Below are 25,047 nucleotides of genomic sequence, written 5' to 3'. Positions count from 1 at the left end.
TACTGATACAACAACTATTACACGGACCAGTTGTAAAGTGGTAGAGGCGGACCGATGACCAGTGACCGACCCACGCTGCCGGTTCTCGATCAGCTCACCTGCGCGCCCCCGCTGACCGACCGGCCGCAGCTCGACGCCGAGCAGGCGGCCGGCATCGCGGCCCTGTTCAAGGTGCTGGCCAACGACACCCGGCTGCGGCTGCTGCACGCGCTGGCCCGCCGCGGCGAGGTCCGGGTCGGCGACCTGGCCACCGAGCTGGGGATGAGCCAGCAGGCGGTGTCCAACCAGCTCCAGCGCCTGGCGGACCAGCGCATCCTGGCCACCCGGCGGGCCGGGAACAGCATCTACTACCGGATCGTCGACCCCTGCGTGCCCGCCCTGCTGGAGCTCGGCTGGTGCCTGCTGCCCACCCAGCTCCCGGCGCGGAGCCCGGTCAGCGACGGATGACGGCGGCGGCGTTACGCCGGGCGTCCGCCAGGCCGGCAAGACCGCACGTCTGCAACGCGACGCGCAGCTCCTCGACGAGCAGGTCGGCCGCGTCGGCCACACCCTGTTCCCCGCCGGCTGCCAGGGCCCACAGCACCGGCCGGCCCAGCAGGACGGCGTCGGCGCCCAGCATGATCGCCTTGAGCACGTCGGTGCCCCGGCGGAAGCCGCTGTCCACGAGCACCGGGACCCGGCCGGCCACCGCAGCGGCGATCTCCGGCAGGATCGCGATCGTCGACATCGTGGTGTCCAGCTGCCGGCCGCCGTGGTTGGACACCACGATCCCGGCCACGCCCAGGTCGAGCGCGGGCGCCACGTCGAGCGGATTCAGCACGCCCTTGAGCAGCACCGGCAACCCGGTGCGGCCGCGCAGCCACTCGAGGTCGCGCCAGGTCACCGACGGGTCGAGCGCGGCGCCGGCGACGGAGTGGACGGGGTTGTTGTGCACCACCACGGCGCTGCGCCCGAAGTTGGCGGCCGTCACGCCCGGCGGCAGCACGAAGCGGTTGGTGATGTTCCGGTCGCGCTTGCCGGGGACCGGGCAGCCCAGCGTCACCAGCACGCACCGGTAGCCGGCCTCCTCGGCCCGGCGCACCAGCCGCTCGGTCAGCGCCCGGTCCCGGAAGATGTAGGTCTGCAACCAGAGATCCCCGTGGCCGGAACGCTCGGCGATCTCCTCCAGCGCGATGCTCGACATGGCACTGACCGCCATCGGTACGCCCGCCGCCCGCGCCGCCCGCGCCGTCGCCACCTCACCCTCGTCGTGGACCATCCGGTGGAACGCCGTCGGGCCGAACCCCAGCGGTACGGGGAACGACCGCCCGAGCAGGCCCACCGACAGGTCCGGCGTGCTGACGTCCCGCAGCGCCAACGGCAGCAGCCGGATCGCGGCCAGGTCCCGCCGGTTGGCGCGCACGGTGATCTCGTCCCCGGCCCCGCCGTCGATGTAGTCGGCGATCCCCGCCGGCAGCCGCTCACGGGCCAGTTTCCGGTAGTCGTCGATCCGCACCGGAGCCATGGACACCTCCCTGGGCTCACCGAGCGTATCCACGATTGCCTTCAGAGTTACCGGTTTCTATAGTGAGCCCGAGGATGCCCACCGAGGGGAGGCGTCTCCCGTGGTCGCCGACTCCGTACCGCTGCGGGCTCTGTTCTTCGTTTTTGACGGTGGCATCGGCGTGGGTCATCTGCGGCGGCTCGCGTGTGTGGCGCGCCGCCTCCAGGGCCGCTTCGCCTGCCTCGTGGTCACCGGCCAGCGGGCCGCCGCGCCCTGGTTCGTGCCCGAGGAATGCGAGTACGTCCACCTGCCCAACTGGGAAAGTCTGCTGGAGTCCAAGGCCGGATACTGGGGCCGGCGCCCGTTCCTGACGCTCGACGTGGCGGAGGCGACCCGGCTGCGCGGCCACATCCTGGCCGGGGTCGTGCGGGCGTTCCAGCCGGACGTGATCTTCGTGGACCACCTGCCGCTCGGCGCGCACGACGAGCTGGCCGGGATCATCGCGCGCACGCCGTGCCGGAAGTACCTGGTGACCCGGGGCGTGCTCAACGGCACCGAGGACCTGCGCCGGCTCATCCTCGGCGGCCGGGCCGGTGAGTACCTGCACACGCACTACCACCGGGTGCTCGTCGCGTGCGACCGCAAGGTTGTCGACTTCACCCGGCAGTACAACATCGCGCCCGGCGTGCGCCGCAAGACGGTCCACACCGGATACGTCACCGAGCGGCTCCCACCGGAGGCGATCAAGCAGACCCGCGACGACCGTGGCCTCGCCGCGGGCGACACCTGGGTGGTGGCCTCGGCGGGCGGCGGCCAGCTGGGCGAGGAGCTGGTCGAACGGTGCCGCACGCTGGCCCGGGCCCGCCGCGACGTCACCTTCGACGTGGTCCTCGGCCCCCGGTCCCGGCTGCCCTGGGCCGACCCGCACCGCAGCGTGCTGACCGAGGGCAACCTGCGCCTGCACCGGGAGACCCGGGAGATGCCGTACCTGCACGCGAGCGCGGACCTGGTGGTCACCTCGGGCGGCTACAACTCGCTGCTGGAGACGCTGCAGGGCAACGCGCGGATCGTCTGCTTCCCGAAGCGCCCGGACCACCGCGACGAGCAGTACCGGCACACCGCGAGCCTGCGGCGGTGGGTCGACATCACCGTGTCGACGGACTATGCCGAGCTGCCCGCGCTCGTCGACGAGGCGCTGGCCGCGCCGCGTACCGGAGCAGCCCCCGACCGCCGCCGGGAGCTGGACTTCGACGGCGCGGCCGCGATCGAGCAGGTGGTCGTCGACGACCTGAGGGTGGGCCCGTGAGGGACATCGGTGTGGTCGGCGCGGGCACGATCGGCGTGGGCGTGGCGCAGACGCTGGCGCAGACCGGGCACCGGGTGGTGCTGGTCGACGTCGCCGGCGACATCCTGGACCGGGCCCGCCGCGACATCGGGCGGGGCCTGCGGCTCGCCGCCCTCTTCGACGCCGCGGCCCGCCGGGAGGGCCACCCGGAGATCCTGGCCCGGATCACCTTCACCACCGACTACGACCGGCTGCGGGACGCCGAGCTGGTGGTGGAGAACAGCACGGAGGACTGGTCGGTGAAGGAGGCCGTCTATCCGGTGCTCGACCGGACCTGCCGGGCGGAGTGCATCCTGGCGGCCAACACCTCGGCCGTACCGATCGGCCGGCTGGCCGCGCTGACCGCGCGGCCGGACCGGGTGATCGGGATGCACTTCATGAACCCGGTGCACCGCAAGCCGGTGGTCGAGGTCGTCCGGGGCCGGCAGACCAGCGAGGAGACAGTGCGGGCGGCCCGGTCCTTGCTGGACCGGCTGGGCAAGCGGGCGATCGTGGTGCGGGACCGGCCCGGCTTCGTGTCCAGCCGGGTGCTCATGCTGACCATCAACGAGGCGGTGTTCGTCGTGCACGAGAACGTCGCGTCCCCGGCCGACGTCGACGAGATCTTCGTGCAGTGCTTCGCGCACAAGATGGGCCCGCTGGCGACCGCCGACCTGATCGGGCTGGACACCGTGCTCCGCACCCTCGACGTGCTCACCGAGAGCTACGCGGACAGCAAGTTCCGGCCCTGCCCGCTGCTGCGGCAGATGGTCGACGCCGGCCGGCTGGGCCGCAAGACAGGCCAGGGCTTCTTCGAGTACGGCGACTAGCGGGGACCCCGATGGACGTACGGAGCAGGATCAGGCGCTACCTCGACAAGGCGATCACCGAGGAGTTCCGCGACGAAGACGACATCTTCGCCCTCGGCGTGGTCGACTCGCTGTTCGCCCTGCAGCTGGTGACGTTCGTCGAGAGCGAGTTCCCGATCACCGTGGAGCTGCCGGACCTGGACATCGACAACTTCTGCTCCGTCGACGCGCTGACCCGGCTGGTCCTCGGCAAGCTGGAGGCCGGACATGAGCGTCCGGCTGACTGACGGCCAGCTCGGCCACCGCGACCGGGCGCGGGAGTTCGCCGCCGCGTCGATCACGCCGTGGGCCGGCGAGATCGACCAGCGGCAGAGCACCCCCGAGCACGTGCTGGCGGCGATGCGGAGCAGCGGCTACCTCGGCGCGGCCCTGCCCGAGCGGTGGGGCGGGGGCGGTCTCGACCCGGTCAGCTACGGCCTGGTGACCGAGGAGATCGGCAGGGCCTGCTCGTCGGTGCGCAGCCTGATGACGGTCCACAACATGGCGGCCCAGGCGATCTTCCGGGCCGGCGACCCGGACCAGCGCGCGGAGCTGCTGCCCCGGCTCTGCACCGGCGAGCAGCTCATCGCCTTCGCCCTGACCGAGCCGAACGCGGGCAGCTCGGTCGACGTGCTGGAGACCGAGGCGGTGCCGCACGGCGGCGGCTACCGGGTGAACGGCGTCAAGAAATGGACGACCTACGGCCAGATCGCCGACCTCTTCCTGGTGCTCGCGCACTGCGACCACCGGCCGATCGCCCTGGTCGTGGACCGGCACAGCGACGGCCTGACGGTGACCCCGGTACGGGACCTGCTCGGCACCCGCGGCTCGATGCCGGCCGAGCTGCGCCTCGACGACGTCGTGGTCCCCGCGGCCCGCCGCCTCGGCCCGGCCGGCACGGGCACCGGCTTCGTGGCCCACACCGCCCTCGACCACGGCCGGGCCTCCGTCGCCTGGGGCAGCACCGGCATCATCCAGGCCTGCCTGGACGCCTGTGTCTCGTACACCCGGCAGCGCCGGCAGGGCGGGCACGCGCTCAAGGACTACCAGCTGGTCCGCCGGCACCTGACCGACATGCTGGTCGCGTACACCGCCGCCCGCGCGCTCTGCCACCGCAGCGCCTGCCTGCGCCAGGACGGCGACCCGCGGGCGGTGATGGAGACCTCGATGGCCAAGTACTTCGCGGCCGGCGCGGCGCTGCGGGCCGCCACCGACGCGGTCCACCTGCACGGCGCGAACGGCTGCGGGCCGGACTACCCGGTGGGCCGCTACCTGCGTGACGCCACCGTCATGGGCATCGTCGAGGGCACCGCCGAGATCCACCAGATCTCGCTGGCGAACTACGCCTTCCAGCGGCCGTACCGGGACTAGGGATCGGGGCGGTCTTGTTGATCAAATGTGTGGTCTGGGACCTCGACGAGACGCTGTGGCGCGGCACGCTGGTCGACGGTGACGAGCCCGTGCTCACGCCCGGGGCCGGCGAGGTGGTGCGGGAGCTGGACCGTCGCGGCATCCTGCAGTCCATCGCCAGCCGCAACGACCACGAGCCGGCCTGGGCGCGGGTGGTGGCGTTCGGGCTCGACGAGTTCTTCCTGCACCCGCAGATCTGCTGGGCCGACAAGTCCCGGTCGGTCCGGGCCGTGGCCGACCGGCTCGGCATCGGGCTCGACGCCGTGGCCTTCGTCGACGACCAGGCCGTCGAGCGCGACGAGGTGCGTCACGCGCTGCCGATGGTCACCACCATCGACGCCGCCGACCTCGGCGGGCTGCTCGGCCTGCCGGGGATGCGCCCCCGCTTCGTCACCGCCGAGTCGCGGATCAGACGCACGATGTACGTCACCGACGAGGTGCGCAAAAGGGACGAGAGCGAGTTCCCGGGCACCCGGGAGGAATTCCTCGCCACGCTCGGCATGCACGTGACGATCCGGCCGGCCGGCGAGCCGGACCTGCGCCGGGCCGAGGAGCTGACGGTGCGGACCCACCAGCTCAACACCACCGGGCGGCCCTACTCGTACGAGCAGCTCTGCGCGCTGACCCGCTCGCCCGACCACCTGCTCCTGGTGGCCGGCCTGACCGACCGGTACGGCACCAGCGGCACGGTCGGGCTGGCCCTGGTCGACCGGGGCCCGCACGCCTGGCTGATCAGGCTGTTCATCACGTCGTGCCGGGTCGTGTCCCGCGGGGTCGGCGGCATCATGATGACCCACATCCTGGAGTCCGCGCAGCGCCGGGGCGTGTCGCTGCGCGCCGAGTTCGTGCCCAACGACCGCAACCGCCTGATGTACCTGACCTACAAGTTCCACGGCTTCCGGGAGATCGGGACGGACGGCGGCACCGTGCTGCTGGAGCACGACCTGGTGCACATCCGGCCGCGCCCGCGCGGGGTCACGGTCCACACCCCCGGATAGCACCGGCTCAGCCGACCGCGATCGCGTCCGCCGGGTAGCCGAGCCGGCCCAGCAGCCGGTCGCGCACGTCCGGCCACTCGCCGCTGATGATGCTGAACAGCACGGAATCCCGGACCCGGCCGTCCTTGTAGATCAGGTGCCGGCGGATCACCCCCTCCTCGACGGCGCCCAGGATCCGCATCGCGGCCCGCGAGCTCAGGTTGCGCGGGTCGGTGATCAGCTCCACCCGGTTGACCGCCAGCACGTCGAAGGCGTACGTGAGCGTCAGCAGCCGGACCTCCGGGTTGATCAGCGTGCCCCGGGCGTCCGGGGTGTACCAGGTCGACCCGATCGCCAGGCGCCGGTGGTCCGGGACCATGTCGTAGAAGCGGGTCGTGCCGACGACCCGGTCGCCGTCGCGCCGGCGCACCGCGAACGGATAGTGCTCATCGGCGCGGCGCCGCGCCATGGTGTAGTCGAACCATTCGTCGAAATCCTCGCCGGCGCCGTTGTAGTTGATCGGGAAGTACGTCCAGATCGACTGATCCTCGGCCGCGGCCAGCCGCAACGGCTCCCGATGATCGTCATTCAGCGGCTCCAGCAGCACGCGGGGTCCCCGGAGCGGACCGGGCGCGGCAAAGCTCATCGACCCTCCCCTTTCCGGTGCCTTTCAAGATCCCGAAAGGCCACCATTGGACCCGAGCCCGAAAGCCGACAGATGGCGTCTCAGGGTCGGCTCCGATGCTACGTTGAGGAGGTTTCCCGGGAAACAGCCATCGCTAAACATCCCAATTCCCACAACGGAGGAAAAGATGGACAAGTATTCGTCCGCGATCCAGCCGGCGGCCAGAACCCGCGTGCTGAAGATTGCGCAGGAGCGCTTCGCCTCCACCGACGAGGCGCGGGCCGCCCTCACCAAGGCCATCGCGGACATCTCCGACGATCAACTGCGCTTCGCGCGGGGATTCAACATTCTCGTCATGGCCTGATCCCATGGGCACGGCCGCGCTGGAGGATCTGGTCTCCGACGAGCTGCCGCCGGACAGCCCCGGCATCAATCTCCGATTGGCGTACGAAGCATATCCGCGGTGGCTGGAAAGACTGGGTCAGCCGGAACCGATGCGGTCGTTCCTGGCGAACTGCACGTCGACCGTGCCGTTCTACCGGCGTCTCTTCGCCGGCGACGTGCCCCCTCTGCGGCGATTCCCCGTTGTCGGCCGGGCCGATCACGACGCCGATCGCCGGCAATTCGTCAGTGTTCCGTTCGACGACCTTCTCGCCAAGAAAATGGCGATTCATACGAATGGCACGCTCGGGCCCAGCCTGCGGGTCGCGTGGGACCTCCCGACACTCTTCGAGTTCAATCACGCGAGCTATCTGCGGTTCTCCACGGCCCTGCCGGAATTCCTGACCTCGCTGGTCCCGGGCGCGCCCTCGGTGTTCGTGGTCTCGGACCTGCCCGGCGACCGCCGCTTCTCGCTGGTGATGCCCGCCCTGGAGGGGACGGTCCTGCGCCGGCTGGTGCTCAGCCGCGACGCCGCCACCGACGAGGCGCTGGTCCGCTATCTCCGCGGCGCCCCGGTCGCGCTGCTGCACGGCAAGCCGTCCGTGCTGCTGCGCCTGATCGAGCTGGACGCCCTGCTGGCCCCGGAGCGGCGGATCACGCCGACGGCCGTGGTGTGCAGCGGGGAAAACCTCTACCCCGACGACCGCGACCGGCTGGCGGCCTGGTTCGGTTGCCCGGTCGCCGACGCGTACGTGGCGAGCGAGTCCGGGATGATCGCCCTGGAGTGCCCGCACCGCACCGGCCTGCACGTGCAGGCCGATGCGCTGGCCGTCGAGGTCGAGACGGCCGACGGCAGCACCGCCCCGGTGGGCACCGGCCGCCTGCTGATCACCAACACGATCAACTGGCGGCACGCCTTCGTCCGCTACCGCCTCGGCGACCGGGCAACGGTGACAACCGGCGCCTGCGCCTGCGGGCACGACGGCCAGACCATCGTGGCCCTGCCCGGGCGCGAGCGCGCCGCGTACGGCACCGGCGGCGAGCCGATAGCGGCCGCCGACCTGGCCGCCGTGATCGAGGCCGCCGGCGCGGGCGCGGTCCGGCAGTATCAGGTCGCGCCCGGCGACGACCGGCAGATCGTCGTCTCGTGGCTGCCCGAGCCGTCCGCCGACGAGCGCCGCACGTCGGCCGCCGTGGCCGGCAGCCTGCGCAAGCGCTTCCCGGGCGCCCGGTTCGCGGTGCGCCGGGTTCCCGTGATCAACACGCCAGGGGGTAAATTGCGGCGGTTCCTATGAGCCACGGCCCCGTTGCCCCGGCGCTCGGCTACACCGCCGGCCTCGATCGGATCGAAGAGGCCGTCATCAGCGCGCACTGCATGCAGGGCCTGGCCCGGGACGGCCGGCTCGCGCTCTACGACGACGACCGGTTCACCGCGAGCGCGCTCACCATCACCGCGGAGGCCGTCGAGCAGACCCTGATCCCGGCGCTGCTGCGCGCGTGCGAGGCGTTCTCCCGCGAGCGCGCCGAGGCCGCCACCGCCCGCGCCCGGGAACAGTACCGGGCCTACGGGCTGGGCGATCCGCGCGAGGTCGGCCCCGCCCAGGTCGTCACGGAGGTCCTGTTCGACCGCCAGTACCAGCGGGGCACGCGGCAGACCTGCTCGCGGGAGCTGCTCTGCCGCACGGTCGCGGCGCACGTCGACGCCGACCGTCCGATCAGGATGGTCATCCCCGCGCTGCCGTTCAAGTTCTCCTCGCCGCTGCGCACCCGCGGCCGGCTGCCGGACCTCGCCGAGCTGAACTTCCTGCTGGAGCTCTACGAGATCGCGGCCACCGTCGAGCTGGTCTACCGCGCCGCGCGGCCCGGGCTGACCGGCCGGCTGGCCGGGTTCACGGTGGTCTCGGACGGCAGCCGGTTCAACCGGATCGTGCACGAGCCGGACAGCGCCGTCGACCGCTACCGGGCCGGCCTGCAGCGGTGGGTGCGGCGGCTGGGCCTGGACCAGTACATCACGCTGGTGGACTACCGGTCGCTGCTGCGGGAGGCGTTGCCGCCGGCCGCGCGGGAGGTCAAGGCCGCGATCGCCGCGGACGCGCGGATCGAGTACGCGAAGGTGCTCTGGCCGGTCCTCGACCCGTACGAGCCGGCCACGATGCTGCGCACCGCCGCCGCCGTCGAGCCCGACCCGGAGTACGCCAACCCCGAGGGCCGGTTCGTGTCGCTGCTGAAGTCGCTGGTGTTCACCGTCCACTACCGAACACTCGACCGGGTCCCACGGCTGAGCGCCCCGGCCTACCGCGCCCTCTACCGCGAGCTGACCGCGCATCTGTTCGAGCCGTACGCCGTGCTCTCCCCCGCCGAGCTCGCGGAGGCCGGCGCGGCGCTGGCCACCGCCGCCCGGTTCGCGCCGACCGACGCGACCCGGGAATACCTGCGGCAGGCGATGCTCCGGGAGGCCTGGGCCACCGCGATCGACTACCTGGCCGAGATCAAGAGCGACCGGGAGCTGGCCGAGGACCCCATCCTGACCTGCCTGCCGGGGCAGGTCCGGTGGACGATCCACGCCAAGCCGGGGCAGCTCGCGATCGCCACCGCGACCGCGAACGGGCTGCGCGTCCAGGCCTGGGCCGGGGTCGCGGTCTTCAAGCTCACCAAGCGGAAAGAGATCAAGCTGTGCACCCTGCCGGTGCTCGCCGTGGAGGGCGCCGGCGCGGTCCCGGTGCGCGTCGCCGGTGCGGAGCAGCCGCTGTTCTACCTCCACCCCGACCTCCCGCACGCGGACGCCGCCGCCTTCCTCGGCGCCCTGGGCGGCTCGCTGGCGCGCAGAAGGGTGTCCTAGATGGCCGGCCTGACCCATCTGCTGCACGGCTGCGTGCCGTCGTGGCACCCGTCCGTGCAGACCGAGCGGAACTACGTGCCCGAGGAGGCCCTGAAGCGGCACCTCGACGAGCGCCGCGTGCCGTACCGGAGCATCGCCGGCGCCGCGGACGGCGACGTGCTCACGATCGACGACTCGACGTGCGGGGCGGCCCGGGCCTGCCGCCTCGCCCGCGCCGCCGGGCACGAGGTGACGCTCTTCGTGAACCCGGCGCAGATCGACCGCCGCCGCACCTACTGGTTCAGCAGGTTCGACGTGATCATGGACCAGCGCCGGGCCGGCTCCGCGGTGTTCGACGGCCGCGAGTTCGAGCTGCGGCCCGGCCGGGCCCTGCGCGCGTTCCGGCTGGCCGTCAAGGCGCGGCTCATGCCGCTGCCCGAGGAGGCCACCGACGACCTGCTCGACGAGGTCGCCGGGCTGCTGCGGCCGGCGTCGGAAGCGGTGCCCGAGCACGCGCGGACGATGACCGTCGACGATCTGCGGGACCTGGTCGCCCGGGATGTGCGGATCGGCAGCCACGGCTGGGACCACCGCGACATCGCCGCCATGACCGAGGCGGAGCTGGTCGCCGACCTGCGCGGCGCCCAGGAGTGGTTCCACGACCGGCTGGGCTCCCGCCCCGAGCACTACGCCGTCCCGTACGGCCTCGCGCCGCTGACCGGTCGCGCCGCGCGGGAGGTGCCCGGGCGCATCCTGCTGGCCCACGCCGGGCTCGCGGACGGCTTCCTCGGCGACCGGCAGTGGAACCGCCGCGACCTGACCACCCCGCTGCAGGCCGGCCATGGCTGACCCGGCCGTGCACATCGCCACCAGCCGGTTCGCGCCCCACGGCGGCGGCCTGGAGCGATGGACCGGCGAGCTGGCCACCGCGCTCGGCGACCGCGGGCTCCGCCCGGTGGTGTACGCGTGCGAGGACCCGGTCGACCCGCGGCAGCACCGCGGCCGGCCGTTCGAGATCGTGGACGTGGCGAGCCTGCGCGCGCCGTGGGAGGCCCCGCTGCACGCCGCCGGCCTGGAGCGCCGGCTCTTCGAGCAGGAACGCTCACGGCTGAGCTTCGCGTGCCTGCGCACCGAGCTCGGCAAGCGGCTCGGCGCCGGTCCCGCCGTGGTGCTGTCGACCTTCGCCACGACCGTCGGCTTCACCGCGCACCTGGTCACCGAGGCGCTCGGGCTGCCGCACGTGCCGCTGCTGGCCGGCACGGACTTCACCCGGGGCTTCCGCAACAAGATCGATCGGCTGGCGCTGCTGGAGGTCTGCCGCGCGGCCCGCGTGGTCGTGGGCAAGAGCACGGAGCAGGTCCGCGAGCTGCGCCGCCACCTGCCCGGCACGGCGTTCGAGGTGATCGAGACCTCGGTGGAGCCGCCCGGCCGGCGCCGGCACCGGCCCGCCGGACCGGGGATCGGCATCTTCTCCGACGGCGGGTTCAGCTTCAAGAAAGGTACGGGCGTGCTGCTCGACGCCTTCGCCGCGCTGCGGGCGGGTGGGGTCGACGCCCGGCTGACCGTCTGCGGCACCGACCAGGGCGGGCAGGAGGACTACTGGGCCGCCCGCCGGCGCCGGGCCGAGCAGGAGGCGGGCCCCACGGTGTGCTTCCCCGGCCCGCTCGACCGCGCCCAGATCGTCGACCGGCTCCGCGCCTCGGACATCTACGCCTCGGCGACCCTGGGCGAGGGCTCGTCGGCGGCGCGCGCCCTGGCGTTGTGCCTGGGCGTGCCCATGGTGACCACCCGCTGCGGCGAGCTCGCCGACGAGGCACCACCCGGGCACCTCCGGCTGGTGCCGGTGGCCGACGCGCCCGGCTTCCACGAGGCGCTGCGCACGCTGGCCGGCGACCTGCTCGGTGGCCGTCTGCGGATCGACGACACCGCGGTCGACGGGTTCCGCCGCCGCTTCGCCCCGGACCGCGAATGGGCGGCCTGGGCCGGCCTGCTCCGGAAGGTGGCCGCCGATGGGTAGCCCGCGCGTCCTGCTCTTCTGCCATGACGGCACCGGCCTCGGCCACCTCCGGCGGATCTCCCGGCTCGCCGGCGTGCTCCAGGAACGCTTCTCGACCCTGGTGGCGTGCGGCATGCGCGAGGCGGGCTGGATCGTGCCGCCGCAGTGCGGTCTGGTGAAGCTGCCCGACTGGGAGGGCATCGACCGGTGGCGGGCCGACCGGGCCGGCCGGACCCCGTGGATCGAGCTCTCCCGGGAGCAGGCCACCCGGTTCCGCGCGGAGGCGATCCGGGACGTCGCCCGGCTCTACCGGCCCGACGCGATCATCGTCGACTACCTGCCGTACGGCCAGCGGCGCGAGCTGGACGTCCTCTTCGGCACCCGGGACAGCCTGCGGTACTTCCTGCATCGCGGCACCACGGACACCGCGGACCGGGAGGCCCTGCGCGGGGCCGCGACCCAGGAGATCGCCGACACGTACGACCGGATCGTGGTGGCCGCCGATCCGCGGGTCGTCGACCTCGCCGCCGAGGACGGCTACTGCGCGGACGCCCGGGCGAAGCTGGCGTACGTCGGGTTCGTGGCCCCGGCGCCCGGCGCGGCCGGGGACCGGTCCCGGACGGTCGTGTGCTCGGGCGGCAGCGGTCATCAGGCCGAGGAGCTGATGCGCCGCTGCGTGTCCGTGGCGCGTGACCATCCCGACATCACCATGACGGTCGTGCTCGGCCCCCGGTCCCGGCTGTCCCCGGCCGAGCTCACGATCCCCGCCAACTGCGCGGTGTATCCGACCCGCGAGGACCTGCCGGAGCTGCACCGGACCGCGGCCGTGGTGGTGTCCAGCGGCGGCTTGAACTCGCTGCTGGAGTCGGCCCTCGGCGGGGCGCGGCTGATCGTCCACCCCAGCCGCACCGGCGACGAGGACGAGCAGCGGCGGTTCGCCGACCGGCTGGCCCGCTACCACCCCGTGCAGCGGCTGGAGAGCCTGGACGCGCTGGCGGGCGCCGTCCGGGCGAACTGGTCGGCCGCGGCCGCCGGCCCGGTGCCGGCCCTGGCCCTGCGGACGGACGGGGCGGTGGGCGTCCGCACGTTGCTCGAGAAGGACCTGGCGGGTGCGCTCCGATGAGGATACCGGTGGCCAAGATGCACGGGGCGGGCAACGACTTCCTGCTGTTCACCGGCCCGCTGCCGGCGGACCTGCGGTTGCCGCCGCTGATCGCGTACGCGTGCGGCCGGCGCACGGGCCTGGGCGCCGACGGCGCGCTGTTCCTCGATGCGGAGTCGCCCGGCGCGCCGCTGCGGGTGCGGTACTTCAACGGCGACGGCAGCGCGGCGAAGATGTGCTTCAACGGCGCCCGGTGCGCCGCCCTGCGGGCCTGCCAGCTCGGCTGGCGCCCGGACGCGATCCTGCTGCGGACCGGGTACGGCGAACTGCACGCGACGGCCCGCGCGGACGGCGAGGTGTGCCTCGCGTTCGCCGGCCCGGCGGTCGTACCCGCGTGGGTGCCGCTGCCGCCCGGGCTGGGTGTGCCGGGCGGCTGGTCCGCGCCGATCGCCGACCCGCACTTCGTGGCGCACGTCGGCCGCCGGCTGCTCGACGACCCCGACTTCCCCCGGGTCGCCGCGGCGATCCGCGGCTACCAGCCGGCGTTCCCGGCCGGCACCAACGTGCATCTGGTCAGCGGCGAGCGCGGCACGTACCGGATCCGGAGCTACGAGCGCGGCGTGGAGGCGGAGACCCTGGCGTGCGGCAGCGGGTGCGTCGCCGCGGCGCTGACCCTCGGCGATGATCGGCCGCTGGCCTTCCGGACCGCCGGCGGTTTCACGCTGCGCGTCGAGCCGGGCCCCGGCACGTGGCGGCTGACCGGGCCGGCCCGGCTGATCGCCGAGGCCGACCTCCAGGTCGACCGGCGGGCGCTGGGGATGTCCCGATGAGATCCGTCGTCTTCGTCACCCACGAGGAGCACCGCTACACCCACGAACTCTTCGCGCGGGTGATGCGCGACGACCACGACCTGCCGGTGCACGTGGCCGACTACGCGGCGCCCGGGCGGGTGCCGGTCGCCGACGCCCTGGTGGTGCTCTGCGACCTCGAACGCTTCGCCGCCGCGGACCGCCCGAGGCTGGTCGAGGCCGAGGACGAGCTGCGCCGGCGCGGCGCCGGCCGCGTGCTCAACTCGCCGTCGCGGGTGAAGACCCGGCTCGAGCTGCTGCGGCACCTGGCCGAGGTGGGCCTCAACGAGCACCGCGCGGCTGCCCTGGACGGCGGCCAGCACCTGCGGTATCCGGTCTTCCTGCGCGGCGACCGCGACCACGACGGCCCGCGCACGGCCCTGCTGCACTCGGCCGCGGAGGTGCGCGCGGCCGTCGCCGCCGCCGGCCCCGGCGGGCCGGACCTCGTCGTGGAGTTCGCGGACTGCCGGCGGCGCCCGGCGGACCTGTTCCACAAGTACGGCGCTGTGGGCTGGTGCGGCCAGGTCATCCCCCGGCACCTGTTCTTCTCCCCGGACTGGTCGGTCAAGCGGCCCCGGCGCACCACGGACGAGCAGATCGCCCGCGAGGCCGCCTACATCGCCGCGAACGAGCACGCCGCCCGGGTGGCCGAGGTGTTCGCCGAGGCCGGCATCGACTACGGCCGGATCGACTTCGCCGCGCGCCCGACCGGCGGCATCATCACGTTCGAGATCAACACCAACCCGGCGATCCTGGACGAGGGCGACCTGGTCAACGAGCGCCGCCGGTACGTGACCAGGACGTTCCTGACCTCGATGAGCGCCGCGTTCACCGCCGCCCTCGGGTGATCACGGCTCGGAGAACTCCCCGCACAGCGTGAGGACCTGGGCGAAGTAGGCCTCCAGCGCCGGCGGGGTCAGCACCCGCCGGGCGAAGCGCCGGCCGTTCTCCGCGATCTGCCGCGCCCGCTCGGGGTGGGCGGCCAGCCACTCGTAGCGGTCGATCAGGTCGGAGAAGTCGAACGCCACCGGCACGTAGTGCACCCCGGGCCGCAGACCGGGATAGAAGAACTGGGTCCACCGGTGGTGCAGCAGCAGCACCGCCCCGGACGCCAGGATCGTGGCGGTGCGCTTCCAGGCGGCGCCCACCCCGTCGAGCGAGATCAGATACTTGTACGGCACGAAGCCGGCCGCGGGGAGCGTCTCGGCCGGGGCGCCGTACTCCTGCTCCAGGAACCCGCTCAGCGCGGCGTCACCGACGTCGTAGTTGCAGAGCCGCGCGTCGAGGACGTCCGGGTGCTGGAGCGCCAGCCGGCACAGCTGGAACCGCGGAAAACTCCGGTAGTTCGCCGGCGTCGGGTAGTCCGGACCGGACAGGCTCCCCCGCCACATGATCACATCGCGCCGCCGGTCGAACGGATGCGCCCGTACCGCCTCGCCGATCTCCCGGAGCTCGGCGCCGTACCGGTTGTCCTGCATGAAGAAGTCGGGCATGAGGATCGCCGGCAGGCTCACCGGATCGGTCGCCGACCGGTCGCAGCGCAGCAGCGGCACGCGCCGCAGGTGGCCGGCGTACGCCGGCTCCAGGTGCGCCGGGACGTGCAGGGTGTCACTGATCAGCGCGAAGAACTCGGCGCGGCCCCGCACCGCCGGCAGCGCCCGCCGCAGGAACGGCACGAAGCACCGCCCCAGCCGCCAGCGGGAGATCGGCTTGTCCACCACCACCCGGATCTCCGGCTCGCCGGCGCCGATCCGGCAGCGCACCAGCAGCGACGGCTGGGTCAGCGCCCCCGGCGCGGTCACGAAGGCCTCGAACGCGTCCAGCGCCGCGCCCCGGATGCGGTTCCTGGCGAGGTCGCCGAAGCTGTCCCGCAGAGCCGCGGTGATCGCGTCCGGCGGCGGGTCCCCGGTCATCGGTGCTCGGTGAGCACGTTGATCCGCTCCAGCCGCCGGGCGAGCGGGCCGGCCACGGCATCCGGCACGTGGGCGCGCAGGCGCACCAGCCGGGTCATCCGGGCCCGGCCGGCGTAGAGCCGGATCACGGCCCGGGCCCGGCGGGACGACCGGCGCAGGTACCTGTTGCGGCGCCAGCGGGGGAACTCCCGGTCGAGGAAGCCGTGGGTCGCGGCGATGAACTCCAGCTTCAGGGCCAGGTCGCCGCGGCGCTTGAACAGCCGCGGGTAGCGGTGCAGGAAGTGCCGGACGCAGACGCACTCCAGCTCGTCGCGGAGCCCGTCCAGCCGGCCGGTCCGGCGCAGGTCCTCGGTCACCAGCTCGAACGCCCGCACCACGTCCAGCGTGCGCCGGGAGAACCCGCGCACGGTCGTCCGGCGGTAGTGGTACAGCGGCTCCTCGACCACCCCGATCCGGCCGGCCCGCGAGCACGCCTGGAAGACCAGGACCAGATCTGCGTACAGGCCGCTGTTGCCGGCGAAGGAGGACAGCTCGGGGAACTCCAGGCCGTCCAGCAGGTCGCGGCGGAACAGCTTGGCCCAGGGGAACGGGGAGAGGTGCACGAACGCGTACGCGTGGTCGCGCAGGTTGAAGTCCTGACGGTCCAGGCGGGTCCCGACCGTCTCCCGGGTCACGCCGTCCTCGTGCACGTGGTAAGCGCCACAGAGGACCACGTCGTCGTCGCCGCGGACCGCCCGCGTGTGCAGCTTCTCGCACATGTCCGGCGCGAGCACGTCGTCGCTGTCCAGGAACACCACGTACGCGCCGGTGACGTGCTTCAGCGCCTCGTTGCGGGCACGATTGGCCCCCTGGTTGCCGGTCCTGAGCACCACCACCCGGTCCGGGTAGGCGTCCCGGTACTCCGCCAGCACCGCCGCGGAGCCGTCGGTGCTGCCGTCGTCGACCGCGACGACCTCGATGCCGGACATGGTCTGCCGGACCACGCTGTCCAGGCACGCCCGCAGCGTGCGCTCGGCGTTGTGGACCGGCACGACGACGCTGAGCGGATGGCCCGGCCGACGATCTCCGCCTCCGCTCACGCCCCCTCGCCCGGGCCGCGGCGGAAGACCTTCGTCCGCAGCACCAGGCGCCGGGACCGGCCGCGGTCCGGGACCCCGGTACGCGCGTGCAGCGTGCGCCGGTTGTTCATGACGAGCAGCGAGTTGCGGGCCATGGCGAACTCGACGACCTCGGTGGTGGCGGCCAGCGCCCGTTCGAATTCCCGCAGCGCCCGCGCGGTGCGCGGGGGCACCGAGGGGTCGACGCCCTGGCGGAGCCAGCGCAGCTCCTCGCCGGCGAGCACCGGCGCCGGCACCGTGCCGCCGCCGAGCGCCTCCGCGATCCGCCACGGCATCGCCTCGGTCGTCAGGATCCGGACGGTCCCGGCGTCCAGCCGCGGGAACACGTGGGTGCGGATGCCCTCGGCGTCCAGCAGGCGGGTCCGCCCGCCCCCGTTCTGGTCCGGGCGTACGCACACCAGGCAGGTGATGTCGTTGGGCTCCGGCGAGTCGGTGCCGTCGGTGTGCAGGGCCTCGCTCAGCACGTCGGTGCCGCCCTGCACGAGCCGGTCGCGGGCCGGGGACAGCCGCCGCACCAGGGCGGAACCGGGCCGGTGGTACGGGTCCACGACCTCGCCGAGCGCCGCGCCGAGCGCCAGGAACAGGTGGTTCGTGTCGTCGAACCGCAGCCCGGTCACGTACGCGATGTACGGCGGCTTCTCCAGGCAGACCTCGATGTCGGCGAGCAGCACGTCGAACTCGATCGGCGCGGACGCGCGGACCAGGTCGCGCAGCTCCCGCTGCGCGGCCGGGGAGCGCAGTTCCTCGTCCGTCCGGGCGGGCAACGCCGCGGCGCCGGCCCGGAGCACGACGGCAGCCTCGGCGGGCACGGCCGGCATCGCGGCCGGCGTGAGCGTGATCATGTGTCCGTCACCGCCTTCTCCTGGAGCAGGACCCGCTCCAGCTTCTCGAAGTAGCCGTAGAACAGACCCCGGCCCGTCTCCGGGTGCTCGAGGTAGAGCGCGCCGTCGTCCCGGCTGCACGCCAGCAGCAGCGAGCCGGCGTCGCCGAGGCGGGCGCCGTCGGTGGCGCTGAGGAAGCCGAGCAGGTAGTAGCGGTCGACCTCCGCGGCGTCCCCGGCGACCATGGCGGCCAAGCGTCCCCGCCGGAGCTCGGCGCGGGACTCCGGCGGTAGCGCCGACTCGTGGAGCACGGTCAGGTAGGCGTCGTCGTGCTCGCCCAGCCCCGCCATCGCGACCGGGAGCAGGTCGGCCGGCATCCGCGCGCGCCGGCCGTGCGCCCGTACGCTCACCGTCTCGGCGCGCCGGGCGACCTCGGCGGCCCGGCGCAGGTCCTCCGCCGCGGTCGGCACCCAGCGTGCGTGCCGCTGCATGCCCTCGTAGGTCTGGGACGGCGGCCGGTCGAGGCAGTAGTAGTAGACCGCCAGGCTGTTCCTGCGCCTGCCCTCCGGACAGGCCAGCGGCTCGGGGTGGCCGTGGAAGGAGCGCGTGCCGGTCTCGAACAGCACCGCCCGGTTGGCGATGGGCAGGATCCGCTTGCCCGGCTTGCGGTCGGCGGTCCACAGCTCCAGATGACCCTGATACTCCTCGCGCCAGTCGTCGTTCAGGTAGACGATGAGGTTGAGCACCTGGTGGATCCGCCGTTTGCTGTGCGGATGCCGGTTCACGTCGGTGTGGATCATCAGCCGCCCGTGCCGGCCGGTCGAGTGCAGGCCGCAGCCGTGGTGCGACGGGTCGACGATGAGCCCGTCGATCCCCGACGCCGCCTGCACGAACGTGACGAAGGTGTCGGACAGCAGCTGGCCCATGAAGTGCCGGATGAAAGGCGGGAAGCAGCGCTCGTCGGACTGGCCCAGCTTGGTGGCCTTGCCCGCGGTGCCGGCGGCCGTGCGCCCGGGTCCCCAGGGGGTCCAGGCGATCTCGTCCACGCCGGGGAATTCCGCGATCAGCAGCCGGACGATCTCCGCCGGCAGGAAGTCGTCGAACACGGCGTGCGGAAAGGGCTCGGCGGCGCGGAACCGGGCGGCGCCGCCGCTGCCGGCGAGGCGCTGCTCGAGTGTGGTCGCATCGAAGTAGAACGCGGGAATGTGCCGCATCGATCACTCCTTCGTGGCCTGCCTCGTTCCCCGCTGGAAGTTCTCACCCAGGATGTCGTCCAGGTAGCGGGCGGGATAGGCGGCGGTGAGCTCGGCATAGAGGTGGCCGTCCGCCTGGTAGTCGGTGCGGTGCCAGTAGCCGATCGACTGCCACGCCCGCCGGGAGGCGACCAGTTGCAGGCAGTCGATGCTGCCCACGGCGGCCGGCCGGCCGGTCCGCACGACGTCGGTGCCGCGCTTGTGGTTGACGATGCTGAAGATCACGATGTCGGCGCCGTCGCGGCCCAGGCACCCGTCGACCTTGGCCAGGCAGTCCGGGTACAGCAGGTTGTCGATGTTGACGTTCAGGAAGTAGTCACCCTCGGCGACCCGCATGCCGAGCCGGCGCAGCGAGTGCCCCCAGTCGCGGAACCGGGTCTTGCTGTAGATGGTCGTCACCCGGTCGAGGCCGCTCAGGTCGAACTCGGCCTCGTACGGGATCCGCTTGAAGCCGTCGTGGACGAGCACCACCTCGAAGTCCGCGAAGGTCTGCGCGAGGATGGCGGTGATGCCCCGGCGGGCCGACTCCCGGGGCGTGTGGTCGTCGCAGTCGACCACGATCAACGAGAATCTCGGCATGGCCCACCTCGGACGTGCTCCGCCACCGGGCCGAACAGTGTGGTCGTCTCCTCGATGGGCTCGCGCAGCCACGCCACCTCCGGCGGCAGGTCGAGACGCCGCAGGTTGTCGACGTACCGCCGGAGGTAGTCGTGGTATTCCTGGCGATTCGACGGCAGAGTCCGAATCATCGCCAGCGAGCAGGGCGTCTTGTTCGTGGCACTGACCACGACATCCGCATAGGTGTCGGTGAGCTGCTGCTCGTCCGCGTAGACCGAGCCGTCCGCGTGCTCCTTCAGGTGCGCCAGGTGCGGGGAGAGCGCGGTGCGCGCCGGGAGGCCGTAGTTGTTGGTCTGGAAGCGGTAGCGGAACTCCTGCCGGCGCCCGACCAGCACGCGCGCCGGGCGGCCGTCGCGCACGAAGGTGTAGCTGTGGTCACCCAGCCGGACGAGCGGGAAGACCGCGACATCGCAGTCGCCGAACTCGACCGCCGACAACCGGTCGAGCAGGTCGGGTGCGAACAGGTCGTCGTCGTCGAAGAAGAACAGCAGGAATCGCGAGGCACCGGCCCGGAACGGCAGCTCGGACAATTGATCCTCGCCGAGGACAACGGCGCCCCGCACCCGCGCCAGGGTCCGTTCGGATATCTCTTTGAGCGTCTGCCGGCAGCGGAAGAAATTCACCGGCGAGAGATCGTTCCACAAGCGAATGCACAAGGGCAGATCCGCGGGCAGTCCGGGCACGTCGGCCGGCCGGTAGCGGCGCGGATCGATCGGGATCCCGGCCTCGTAGTCGCAGGCGAGACCGCGCCAGTCGGGAGACCGGCGGCGCACCAGGACTATCCGGTCCAGCAGCAGGACCAACCCCTCGGGCAGACGCGCTTCTGGCACCTCAGCTTTCCGTATCCGACCGGCGGCGGCCGTGTCGACTTCCCGACCGGCCGCGGGCGGGCCCGAACCCTTGACCGGCGTTCCCCGGCAAATCTATAGTCCGGAAATTCAGGTAGACGGGCCCTGATGATCGCTGATCCTTCGGGCCGCTCTTCGCACCGGGTCGCGCCCGGTTCCTCCATTCCCACCGATCCTCATGCGGTCGAGGTGTGGCCATGGCTTCACGGAATCCCCGGGTGCTGCTGCTCTACCCGCCCAACCAGTCCCTGCCCCGGACGATGTGCAAGCCGAACGGCTCGCTCGCCTACCCGAGCCTGGCCGGTGCGCTCCGCCGGCACGGCACCGACGTGGGGCTGTTCGACGCCTGCGTGGGTGACGACAGCGACGACCTCGACGAGGCCTTCTACAACTCGCCCACCGAGCTGCCCAGCGGGCTGCTCCGCACCGGCGTGCCCGACGAGCGGATTCTCGCAGCGGTGGCGGAGTACGACATCGTCGGCATCACGTCCATCTTCACCGAGCAGGAGACGATGGTCCTGCGGACCGCGCGGCTCATCCGGGAGCACTTCCCCGGCAAGATCCTGCTCTCCGGCGGCGTCAACGCCCGGTCCCGGCTGTCCCGGTTCTTCGCGGCCGGCTTCACCGCGGTCTGCCTCTCCGAGTCCGAGGAGACGATCACGCGGGTCGTGGACGCCGCCCGCCGGTCCGCGACGCCGGACCTCTCCGCGATCAGCGGCGTCGCGACCGTCCACGACGGCCGGATCCGGGTCAACCCGGTGCGCGCCGAGGAGATCCGGTGGGACCTCGACACGCTGCCGGTGCCCGCGTGGGACCTGTTGCCCAACCGGCGCTACTGGTCGATCGGCCGGCCGCACGGCGGCGCCTTCGACGCCCGGACGGATCTGCGGTACGGGTCGCTGATGACCTCGCTCGGGTGCCCGTTCCACTGCGCGTACTGCCACATCGCCGGCGAGACGGCCGAGCACCCCAGCGGGCCCATCGGCCGGTACCGGATGAAGTCCGACGACCGGGTGCTGCTGGAGCTGGAGACGCTCAAGGGCCTCGGTGTGCGGCAGGTGTTCATCGAGGACGACTCGCTGCTGGCCGACAAGAAGCGCTGCATCCGGCTGCTGGACAAGATCCGGGGCGCCGGCGTGGAGATCCTGGACGTCAACGGGGTCAACGTCATCCACCTGCTCAAGCGCTGGCAGCCGGACCACGAGATGCTGCAGGCGCTGGTGGCCGCCGGGTTCACCGAGATCGTCCTGCCGTTCGAGACCGGCAACCTGCGGGTGATGCGCACGTACGCGAGCAACAAGCTCAACATCGACCGCAGTGACATCCCGGCGCTCATCGCGGCGTGCAAGGACTACGGGCTGCGGATCACCGGCAACTACATGCTGGGGTATCCCGACGAGACCCGGGCCGAGATCGACAACACCGTCCAGCTGGCCCGCCGGCACGTCGCGGCCGGCCTGGACGCGGCCAACTTCTTCCTGGTGATGCCGTTGCCGGGCACGCCGCTGTACGACCTGGCTTGCGCCCGCGGCCACCTCGATCCCGACTTCGACCCGGACACGATGAACTGGACGCGGGCCAACATGCGCCGCACCGTCGTCCCGCCGGAGGAGCTCGAGGAGATCCGGGACCGGGCCTGGGAGGAGATCAACGACCCGGCCTTCAAGCGGTACAAGCGGACGATGGTGGTCAGGACCCCGACGGCGCGGGGCGCGCCGTGGTGAGCCGGGTCTTCGTCTCGGGCGTGGCCGGATTCCTGGGCAGCCACCTCGCCCGGCACTACCGGGACCGCGGCGCGGCGGTGGCGGGCATCGACAACATGCTGGGCGGCAACCTGGAGCACGTCCCGGCGGGCACCCGTTTCCGGGCCGTCGACTGTGTGGCCCCCGACGACTACCGCGACCTGCTGCGCGGCACGCAGGTCGTGTTCCACTGCGCGGCCGCGCCGTACGAGGGTCTGAGCATCTTCTCGCCGACCCTGGTCTACCAGCACACCCTGCAGTCGACGGTGGCCCTGGCGACCGCCGCCGTCGAGGCCGGCGTGACCCGGTTCGTCCTGTGCTCGTCGATGGCGCGGTACGGCAACGGCCCCGCCCCGTTCACCGAGGACCTCGAGCCCGCGCCGGTCGACCCGTACGGGCTGGCGAAGGTCGCCGCCGAGCAGCTGGTGGCGAACCTGGGCGACCGGCACGGCATGGAGTGGGCGATCGCGGCGCCGCTCGCGCAGCTGGCCGAGCGCCCGGCGGCGAAGGCCCGGCGGCTGCTCGGGTACGCGCCCCGCTGGTCGCTCGAGGACGGGCTGCGGCGGACCATCGCCTACATCCGGTCGCACGGCCCGAAGCCGTTCGAGTACCACCTGCCGATCGAGATCAGTTCCGAGCTGACGCCCGCCGTCTGGGCCGAACGGCTGATGTAGCCGTGGGGGCGGACATGCGACTCGTGATCATCGGCTGCGGCGGTTTCATCGGCAGCCACCTGCTCGACCGGCTGCTGGCCGACGAGACGGTGTCCGTCCGGGGCTGGGACCCGCAGGTCCGGAAGATCACCCGGCACCTGGACAACCCGCGGCTGCGGCTGCACCGGCACCCGGTGCACGAGCCGGGCCGGCAGGACGAGCTGCGCGACGCGGTCCGCTGGGCGGACGCGGTCATCAACCTGGCCGCGATCTGCAACCCGGCCGAGTACAACACCCACCCGATCGAGGTGATCCGGGCCGGCTTCCTGGACGTGCACCCGCTGGTGGAGCTGTGCGCCGCCGAACGCACGTGGCTGATCAGCTTCTCGACGAGCGAGGTGTACGGGCGCACGCTCGCCGGCTACCTGCCCGGCAACACCTACGACGACCCGGACCTGTACGAGCTCGACGAGGACGAGACCCCGCTGATCATGGGGCCGGTCCGCAACCAGCGGTGGACGTACGCCTGCGCCAAGCAGATGCTGGAGCGCTACATCTACGCGTACCACCACGAGCACGGCCTGCCGTTCACGATCGTGCGGCCGCTCAACTTCTTCGGCCCGCGGATGGACTACCTGCCCGGCCGCGACGGTGAGGGCGTGCCGCGGGTGCTGGCCTGCTTCATGAACGCGCTCATCGAGGGCCGCCCGCTGCAACTGGTCGACGGCGGCCGGCGGCACCGCACGATCGTCTCGATCCACGAGGCCGTCGACGCGCTGCTGCTCATGCTGGCCCGGCCGGAGCGGGCGCAGAACCAGTTCTTCAACATCGGCAACCGGGACAACGAGGTCACCATCGCCGAGCTGGCCGACCTGATGCGCCACTGCTACGCCGAGATCACCGGCGACCCCGGCTACCGCGACCACCCGATCGAGGTGATCGACGGCGAACGGTTCTACGGCGCGGGCTACGAGGACTGCGACCGCCGGATGCCCAAACTGGACCGGGCCCGGACGCTGCTCGGCTGGACGCCGCGGATCGGGCTGCGGGAGATCCTGCTGGAGACGATGAGCTCCTACCACGATCAGTACGCGAAGTCGCCCACCCGGCCGTGATCGCCGGCCGGCGCCCGCCAGCGCAGCAGATCCCGGACGGCGGCGTCGAGGGTCAGCTGCGGCCGCCAGCCGAGCTGCTGGCGGGCGAGGTGGCTCCGGGTGAAGCAGCCCGCGATGTCCCCCGGTCGCCGCGGGCCGGCGGTGACCGCCACCGGGCGGCCCAGGACGGCCTCGATGACGCGGATGAGCTCGGCGACGGTGGTGCCCGTACCGGTGCCGAGGTCCAGCGGCAGATAGCCGTCCGCGGTGGGTGCGGACGTCAGGGTGTCGAACTTCTGCAGCGTGAGCAGGTGCGCGCGGGCGAGGTCCCAGACGTGCACGTAGTCGCGCAGGGCCGTGCCGTCACGGGTGGGCCAGTCGGTGCCGGTGATGGTGAACGGCAGGCCGGCCACGGCGGCGTCCAGCAGGCAGTCGAGCACCCGCGCCGAGCCCGCGGGCGGTGGCCCGGTCCGCAGGTGCGGGTCGGCGCCGACGACGTTCTGGTAGCGCAGCGACACCCCGCGCAGCAGCCGGCTCCGGCAGCAGTCGTGCAGGATCCGCTCCAGCATGGCCTTGCTCCAGCCGTACGGGGTGGACGGCCCGATCGGGGACAGCTCGTCGACGCCGAAGTCGCGTGCGGGCTGGTAGACCGCGGCGCTGGAGCTGAAGATCAGCCGGCGGCAGCCGGCGTGCACCAGGGCCTCCACGAACGCCAGCGACTTCGCCACGTTCTCGCGGTAGTACCGCAGCGGATGCTGGACGGAATCGGGCGCGGCGAGCACGGCGGCGCAGTGCACCGTGACGGTGATGCCGGGATGGTCGTCGAAGATCCGCCGGACCAGGCCGTCGTCGTTGATGTCGCCGGAATAGAAGATCCGGTCGCGGACGAAGTCGGCGCGGCCCGTGCTGAGGTTGTCCAGGACGATCGGCGTGATGCCGTTGTCGAGGCAGATCGACGCGATGGTGCTGCCGATGTATCCGGCGCCCCCGGCGATGAGAACCTTCATCCGGTCGCTCCCCCAGCCCGACGCAGCCGATCTCCGCGCGTCTGGGCCGATCGTAGGACCGATCCGGCGGCAGCGCTGTCGGCCACCATCGGGATCAGCGGCTCCACCCGGGATTGCCGGATCGGAGCACACATGTTTCCCCGATCCTGGGCATCCGGTAACCGAGCC

General features: G+C 72.5%; 26 protein-coding genes. 17 read left to right on the top strand and 9 right to left on the bottom strand.

Going from position 1 to position 25,047, the window contains the following annotated elements:
• Positions 1–54: 54 nt before the first annotated feature.
• Complete coding sequence (locus ACIBQZ_RS14260; RefSeq protein WP_396089011.1) at positions 55–447, top strand: ArsR/SmtB family transcription factor; 393 nt, start codon at positions 55–57, stop codon at positions 445–447.
• Here the strand turns inward: ACIBQZ_RS14260 and ACIBQZ_RS14255 are convergent.
• A complete protein-coding gene (locus tag ACIBQZ_RS14255; protein WP_396089010.1) occupies positions 434–1,504 on the bottom strand; it encodes an alpha-hydroxy acid oxidase in 1,071 nt (356 codons plus the stop codon). The two genes, ACIBQZ_RS14260 and ACIBQZ_RS14255, sit on opposite strands and share 14 nt — an antisense overlap.
• A gap of 100 nt (positions 1,505–1,604) precedes the next feature.
• On the opposite strand from ACIBQZ_RS14255, the gene ACIBQZ_RS14250 reads away from it, so the two are divergent.
• From ACIBQZ_RS14250 to ACIBQZ_RS14230, 5 genes are read left to right on the top strand one after another with little or no spacing between them, the layout of a single operon-like run.
• On the top strand, positions 1,605–2,789 hold the full coding sequence (locus ACIBQZ_RS14250) for a hypothetical protein (protein ID WP_396089009.1): 1,185 nt from the start codon (positions 1,605–1,607) through the stop codon (positions 2,787–2,789).
• Positions 2,786–3,637: a 3-hydroxyacyl-CoA dehydrogenase family protein gene (locus ACIBQZ_RS14245; protein ID WP_396089008.1), complete on the top strand. Its 852-nt coding sequence runs from the start codon at positions 2,786–2,788 to the stop codon at positions 3,635–3,637. The genes ACIBQZ_RS14250 and ACIBQZ_RS14245 overlap by 4 nt, the downstream gene beginning before the upstream one ends.
• Before the next feature lie 11 nt (positions 3,638–3,648).
• Positions 3,649–3,903, top strand: coding sequence for a phosphopantetheine-binding protein (locus ACIBQZ_RS14240; protein ID WP_396089007.1), 255 nt, complete (start codon positions 3,649–3,651; stop codon positions 3,901–3,903).
• Positions 3,884–5,026, top strand: coding sequence for an acyl-CoA dehydrogenase family protein (locus tag ACIBQZ_RS14235; RefSeq protein ID WP_396089006.1), 1,143 nt, complete (start codon positions 3,884–3,886; stop codon positions 5,024–5,026). The genes ACIBQZ_RS14240 and ACIBQZ_RS14235 overlap by 20 nt, the downstream gene beginning before the upstream one ends.
• Before the next feature lie 14 nt (positions 5,027–5,040).
• On the top strand, positions 5,041–6,063 hold the full coding sequence (locus ACIBQZ_RS14230) for an HAD-IIIC family phosphatase (protein ID WP_396089005.1): 1,023 nt from the start codon (positions 5,041–5,043) through the stop codon (positions 6,061–6,063).
• A gap of 7 nt (positions 6,064–6,070) precedes the next feature.
• On the opposite strand, the gene ACIBQZ_RS14225 is transcribed toward ACIBQZ_RS14230, so the two are convergent.
• The gene (locus ACIBQZ_RS14225; protein WP_396089004.1) at positions 6,071–6,688 is read right to left on the bottom strand and encodes a GNAT family N-acetyltransferase; all 618 of its coding nucleotides are present in this window, start codon (positions 6,686–6,688) and stop codon (positions 6,071–6,073) included.
• 166 nt (positions 6,689–6,854) lie between these two features.
• Here ACIBQZ_RS14225 and ACIBQZ_RS14220 point away from each other — a divergent pair, with 166 nt between their 5' ends.
• The 8 genes from ACIBQZ_RS14220 to ACIBQZ_RS14185 are packed head-to-tail and all read left to right on the top strand — an operon-like array spanning position 6,855 to position 14,660.
• Positions 6,855–7,031 (top strand): hypothetical protein, encoded by a 177-nt coding sequence (locus ACIBQZ_RS14220; protein WP_396089003.1) that lies wholly within the window; start codon positions 6,855–6,857, stop codon positions 7,029–7,031.
• A gap of 4 nt (positions 7,032–7,035) precedes the next feature.
• Positions 7,036–8,343 (top strand): hypothetical protein, encoded by a 1,308-nt coding sequence (locus ACIBQZ_RS14215; protein ID WP_396089002.1) that lies wholly within the window; start codon positions 7,036–7,038, stop codon positions 8,341–8,343.
• Positions 8,340–9,887, top strand: coding sequence for an L-tyrosine/L-tryptophan isonitrile synthase family protein (locus tag ACIBQZ_RS14210; RefSeq protein WP_396089001.1), 1,548 nt, complete (start codon positions 8,340–8,342; stop codon positions 9,885–9,887). Before ACIBQZ_RS14215 ends, ACIBQZ_RS14210 begins: the two co-directional genes overlap by 4 nt.
• Positions 9,888–10,715, top strand: a complete 828-nt coding sequence (locus ACIBQZ_RS14205) for a polysaccharide deacetylase family protein (protein ID WP_396089000.1) — start codon at positions 9,888–9,890, stop codon at positions 10,713–10,715.
• Complete coding sequence (locus ACIBQZ_RS14200; RefSeq protein WP_396088999.1) at positions 10,708–11,883, top strand: glycosyltransferase family 4 protein; 1,176 nt, start codon at positions 10,708–10,710, stop codon at positions 11,881–11,883. The genes ACIBQZ_RS14205 and ACIBQZ_RS14200 overlap by 8 nt, the downstream gene beginning before the upstream one ends.
• Complete coding sequence (locus ACIBQZ_RS14195) at positions 11,876–12,985, top strand: hypothetical protein (protein WP_396088998.1); 1,110 nt, start codon at positions 11,876–11,878, stop codon at positions 12,983–12,985. Before ACIBQZ_RS14200 ends, ACIBQZ_RS14195 begins: the two co-directional genes overlap by 8 nt.
• Positions 12,986–13,002: 17 nt before the next feature.
• Positions 13,003–13,794 carry a diaminopimelate epimerase gene (gene dapF / locus ACIBQZ_RS14190; protein WP_396089138.1) on the top strand — a complete coding sequence of 264 codons (792 nt, stop codon included), beginning with the start codon at positions 13,003–13,005 and terminating at the stop codon, positions 13,792–13,794.
• Complete coding sequence (locus ACIBQZ_RS14185) at positions 13,791–14,660, top strand: hypothetical protein (protein WP_396088997.1); 870 nt, start codon at positions 13,791–13,793, stop codon at positions 14,658–14,660. Before dapF ends, ACIBQZ_RS14185 begins: the two co-directional genes overlap by 4 nt.
• On the opposite strand, the gene ACIBQZ_RS14180 is transcribed toward ACIBQZ_RS14185, so the two are convergent.
• The 6 genes from ACIBQZ_RS14180 to ACIBQZ_RS14155 are packed head-to-tail and all read right to left on the bottom strand — an operon-like array spanning position 14,661 to position 20,365.
• Positions 14,661–15,725, bottom strand: coding sequence for a glycosyl transferase family 90 (locus ACIBQZ_RS14180; RefSeq protein ID WP_396088996.1), 1,065 nt, complete (start codon positions 15,723–15,725; stop codon positions 14,661–14,663).
• The gene (locus ACIBQZ_RS14175; RefSeq protein WP_396088995.1) at positions 15,722–16,804 is read right to left on the bottom strand and encodes a glycosyltransferase family 2 protein; all 1,083 of its coding nucleotides are present in this window, start codon (positions 16,802–16,804) and stop codon (positions 15,722–15,724) included. The genes ACIBQZ_RS14180 and ACIBQZ_RS14175 overlap by 4 nt, the downstream gene beginning before the upstream one ends.
• Complete coding sequence (locus ACIBQZ_RS14170; RefSeq protein ID WP_396088994.1) at positions 16,801–17,685, bottom strand: TauD/TfdA family dioxygenase; 885 nt, start codon at positions 17,683–17,685, stop codon at positions 16,801–16,803. The genes ACIBQZ_RS14175 and ACIBQZ_RS14170 overlap by 4 nt, the downstream gene beginning before the upstream one ends.
• Positions 17,682–18,878: a 2OG-Fe(II) oxygenase gene (locus tag ACIBQZ_RS14165; RefSeq protein ID WP_396088993.1), complete on the bottom strand. Its 1,197-nt coding sequence runs from the start codon at positions 18,876–18,878 to the stop codon at positions 17,682–17,684. Before ACIBQZ_RS14165 ends, ACIBQZ_RS14170 begins: the two co-directional genes overlap by 4 nt.
• Before the next feature lie 3 nt (positions 18,879–18,881).
• Positions 18,882–19,496 (bottom strand): glycosyltransferase family A protein, encoded by a 615-nt coding sequence (locus ACIBQZ_RS14160; protein ID WP_396088992.1) that lies wholly within the window; start codon positions 19,494–19,496, stop codon positions 18,882–18,884.
• Positions 19,478–20,365, bottom strand: coding sequence for a hypothetical protein (locus ACIBQZ_RS14155; protein ID WP_396088991.1), 888 nt, complete (start codon positions 20,363–20,365; stop codon positions 19,478–19,480). The genes ACIBQZ_RS14160 and ACIBQZ_RS14155 overlap by 19 nt, the downstream gene beginning before the upstream one ends.
• A gap of 215 nt (positions 20,366–20,580) precedes the next feature.
• On the opposite strand from ACIBQZ_RS14155, the gene ACIBQZ_RS14150 reads away from it, so the two are divergent.
• From ACIBQZ_RS14150 to ACIBQZ_RS14140, 3 genes are read left to right on the top strand one after another with little or no spacing between them, the layout of a single operon-like run.
• Positions 20,581–22,107: a B12-binding domain-containing radical SAM protein gene (locus ACIBQZ_RS14150; RefSeq protein WP_396088990.1), complete on the top strand. Its 1,527-nt coding sequence runs from the start codon at positions 20,581–20,583 to the stop codon at positions 22,105–22,107.
• A complete protein-coding gene (locus ACIBQZ_RS14145; protein WP_396088989.1) occupies positions 22,101–22,799 on the top strand; it encodes an NAD-dependent epimerase/dehydratase family protein in 699 nt (232 codons plus the stop codon). The genes ACIBQZ_RS14150 and ACIBQZ_RS14145 overlap by 7 nt, the downstream gene beginning before the upstream one ends.
• A gap of 14 nt (positions 22,800–22,813) precedes the next feature.
• On the top strand, positions 22,814–23,893 hold the full coding sequence (locus ACIBQZ_RS14140) for an NAD-dependent epimerase/dehydratase family protein (protein WP_396088988.1): 1,080 nt from the start codon (positions 22,814–22,816) through the stop codon (positions 23,891–23,893).
• Here the strand turns inward: ACIBQZ_RS14140 and galE are convergent.
• Positions 23,863–24,879 (bottom strand): UDP-glucose 4-epimerase GalE, encoded by a 1,017-nt coding sequence (gene galE, locus ACIBQZ_RS14135; protein WP_396088987.1) that lies wholly within the window; start codon positions 24,877–24,879, stop codon positions 23,863–23,865. The two genes, ACIBQZ_RS14140 and galE, sit on opposite strands and share 31 nt — an antisense overlap.
• Between the last annotated feature and the right edge of the window lie 168 nt (positions 24,880–25,047).

It is taken from the genome of Actinoplanes sp. NPDC049599 (genome assembly GCF_044465625.1).
Lineage (GTDB): Bacteria > Actinomycetota > Actinomycetes > Mycobacteriales > Micromonosporaceae > Actinoplanes.
The sequence above is the reverse complement of the archived record's forward strand: the minus strand, read 5'-3'. Positions and strand labels throughout refer to the sequence as shown.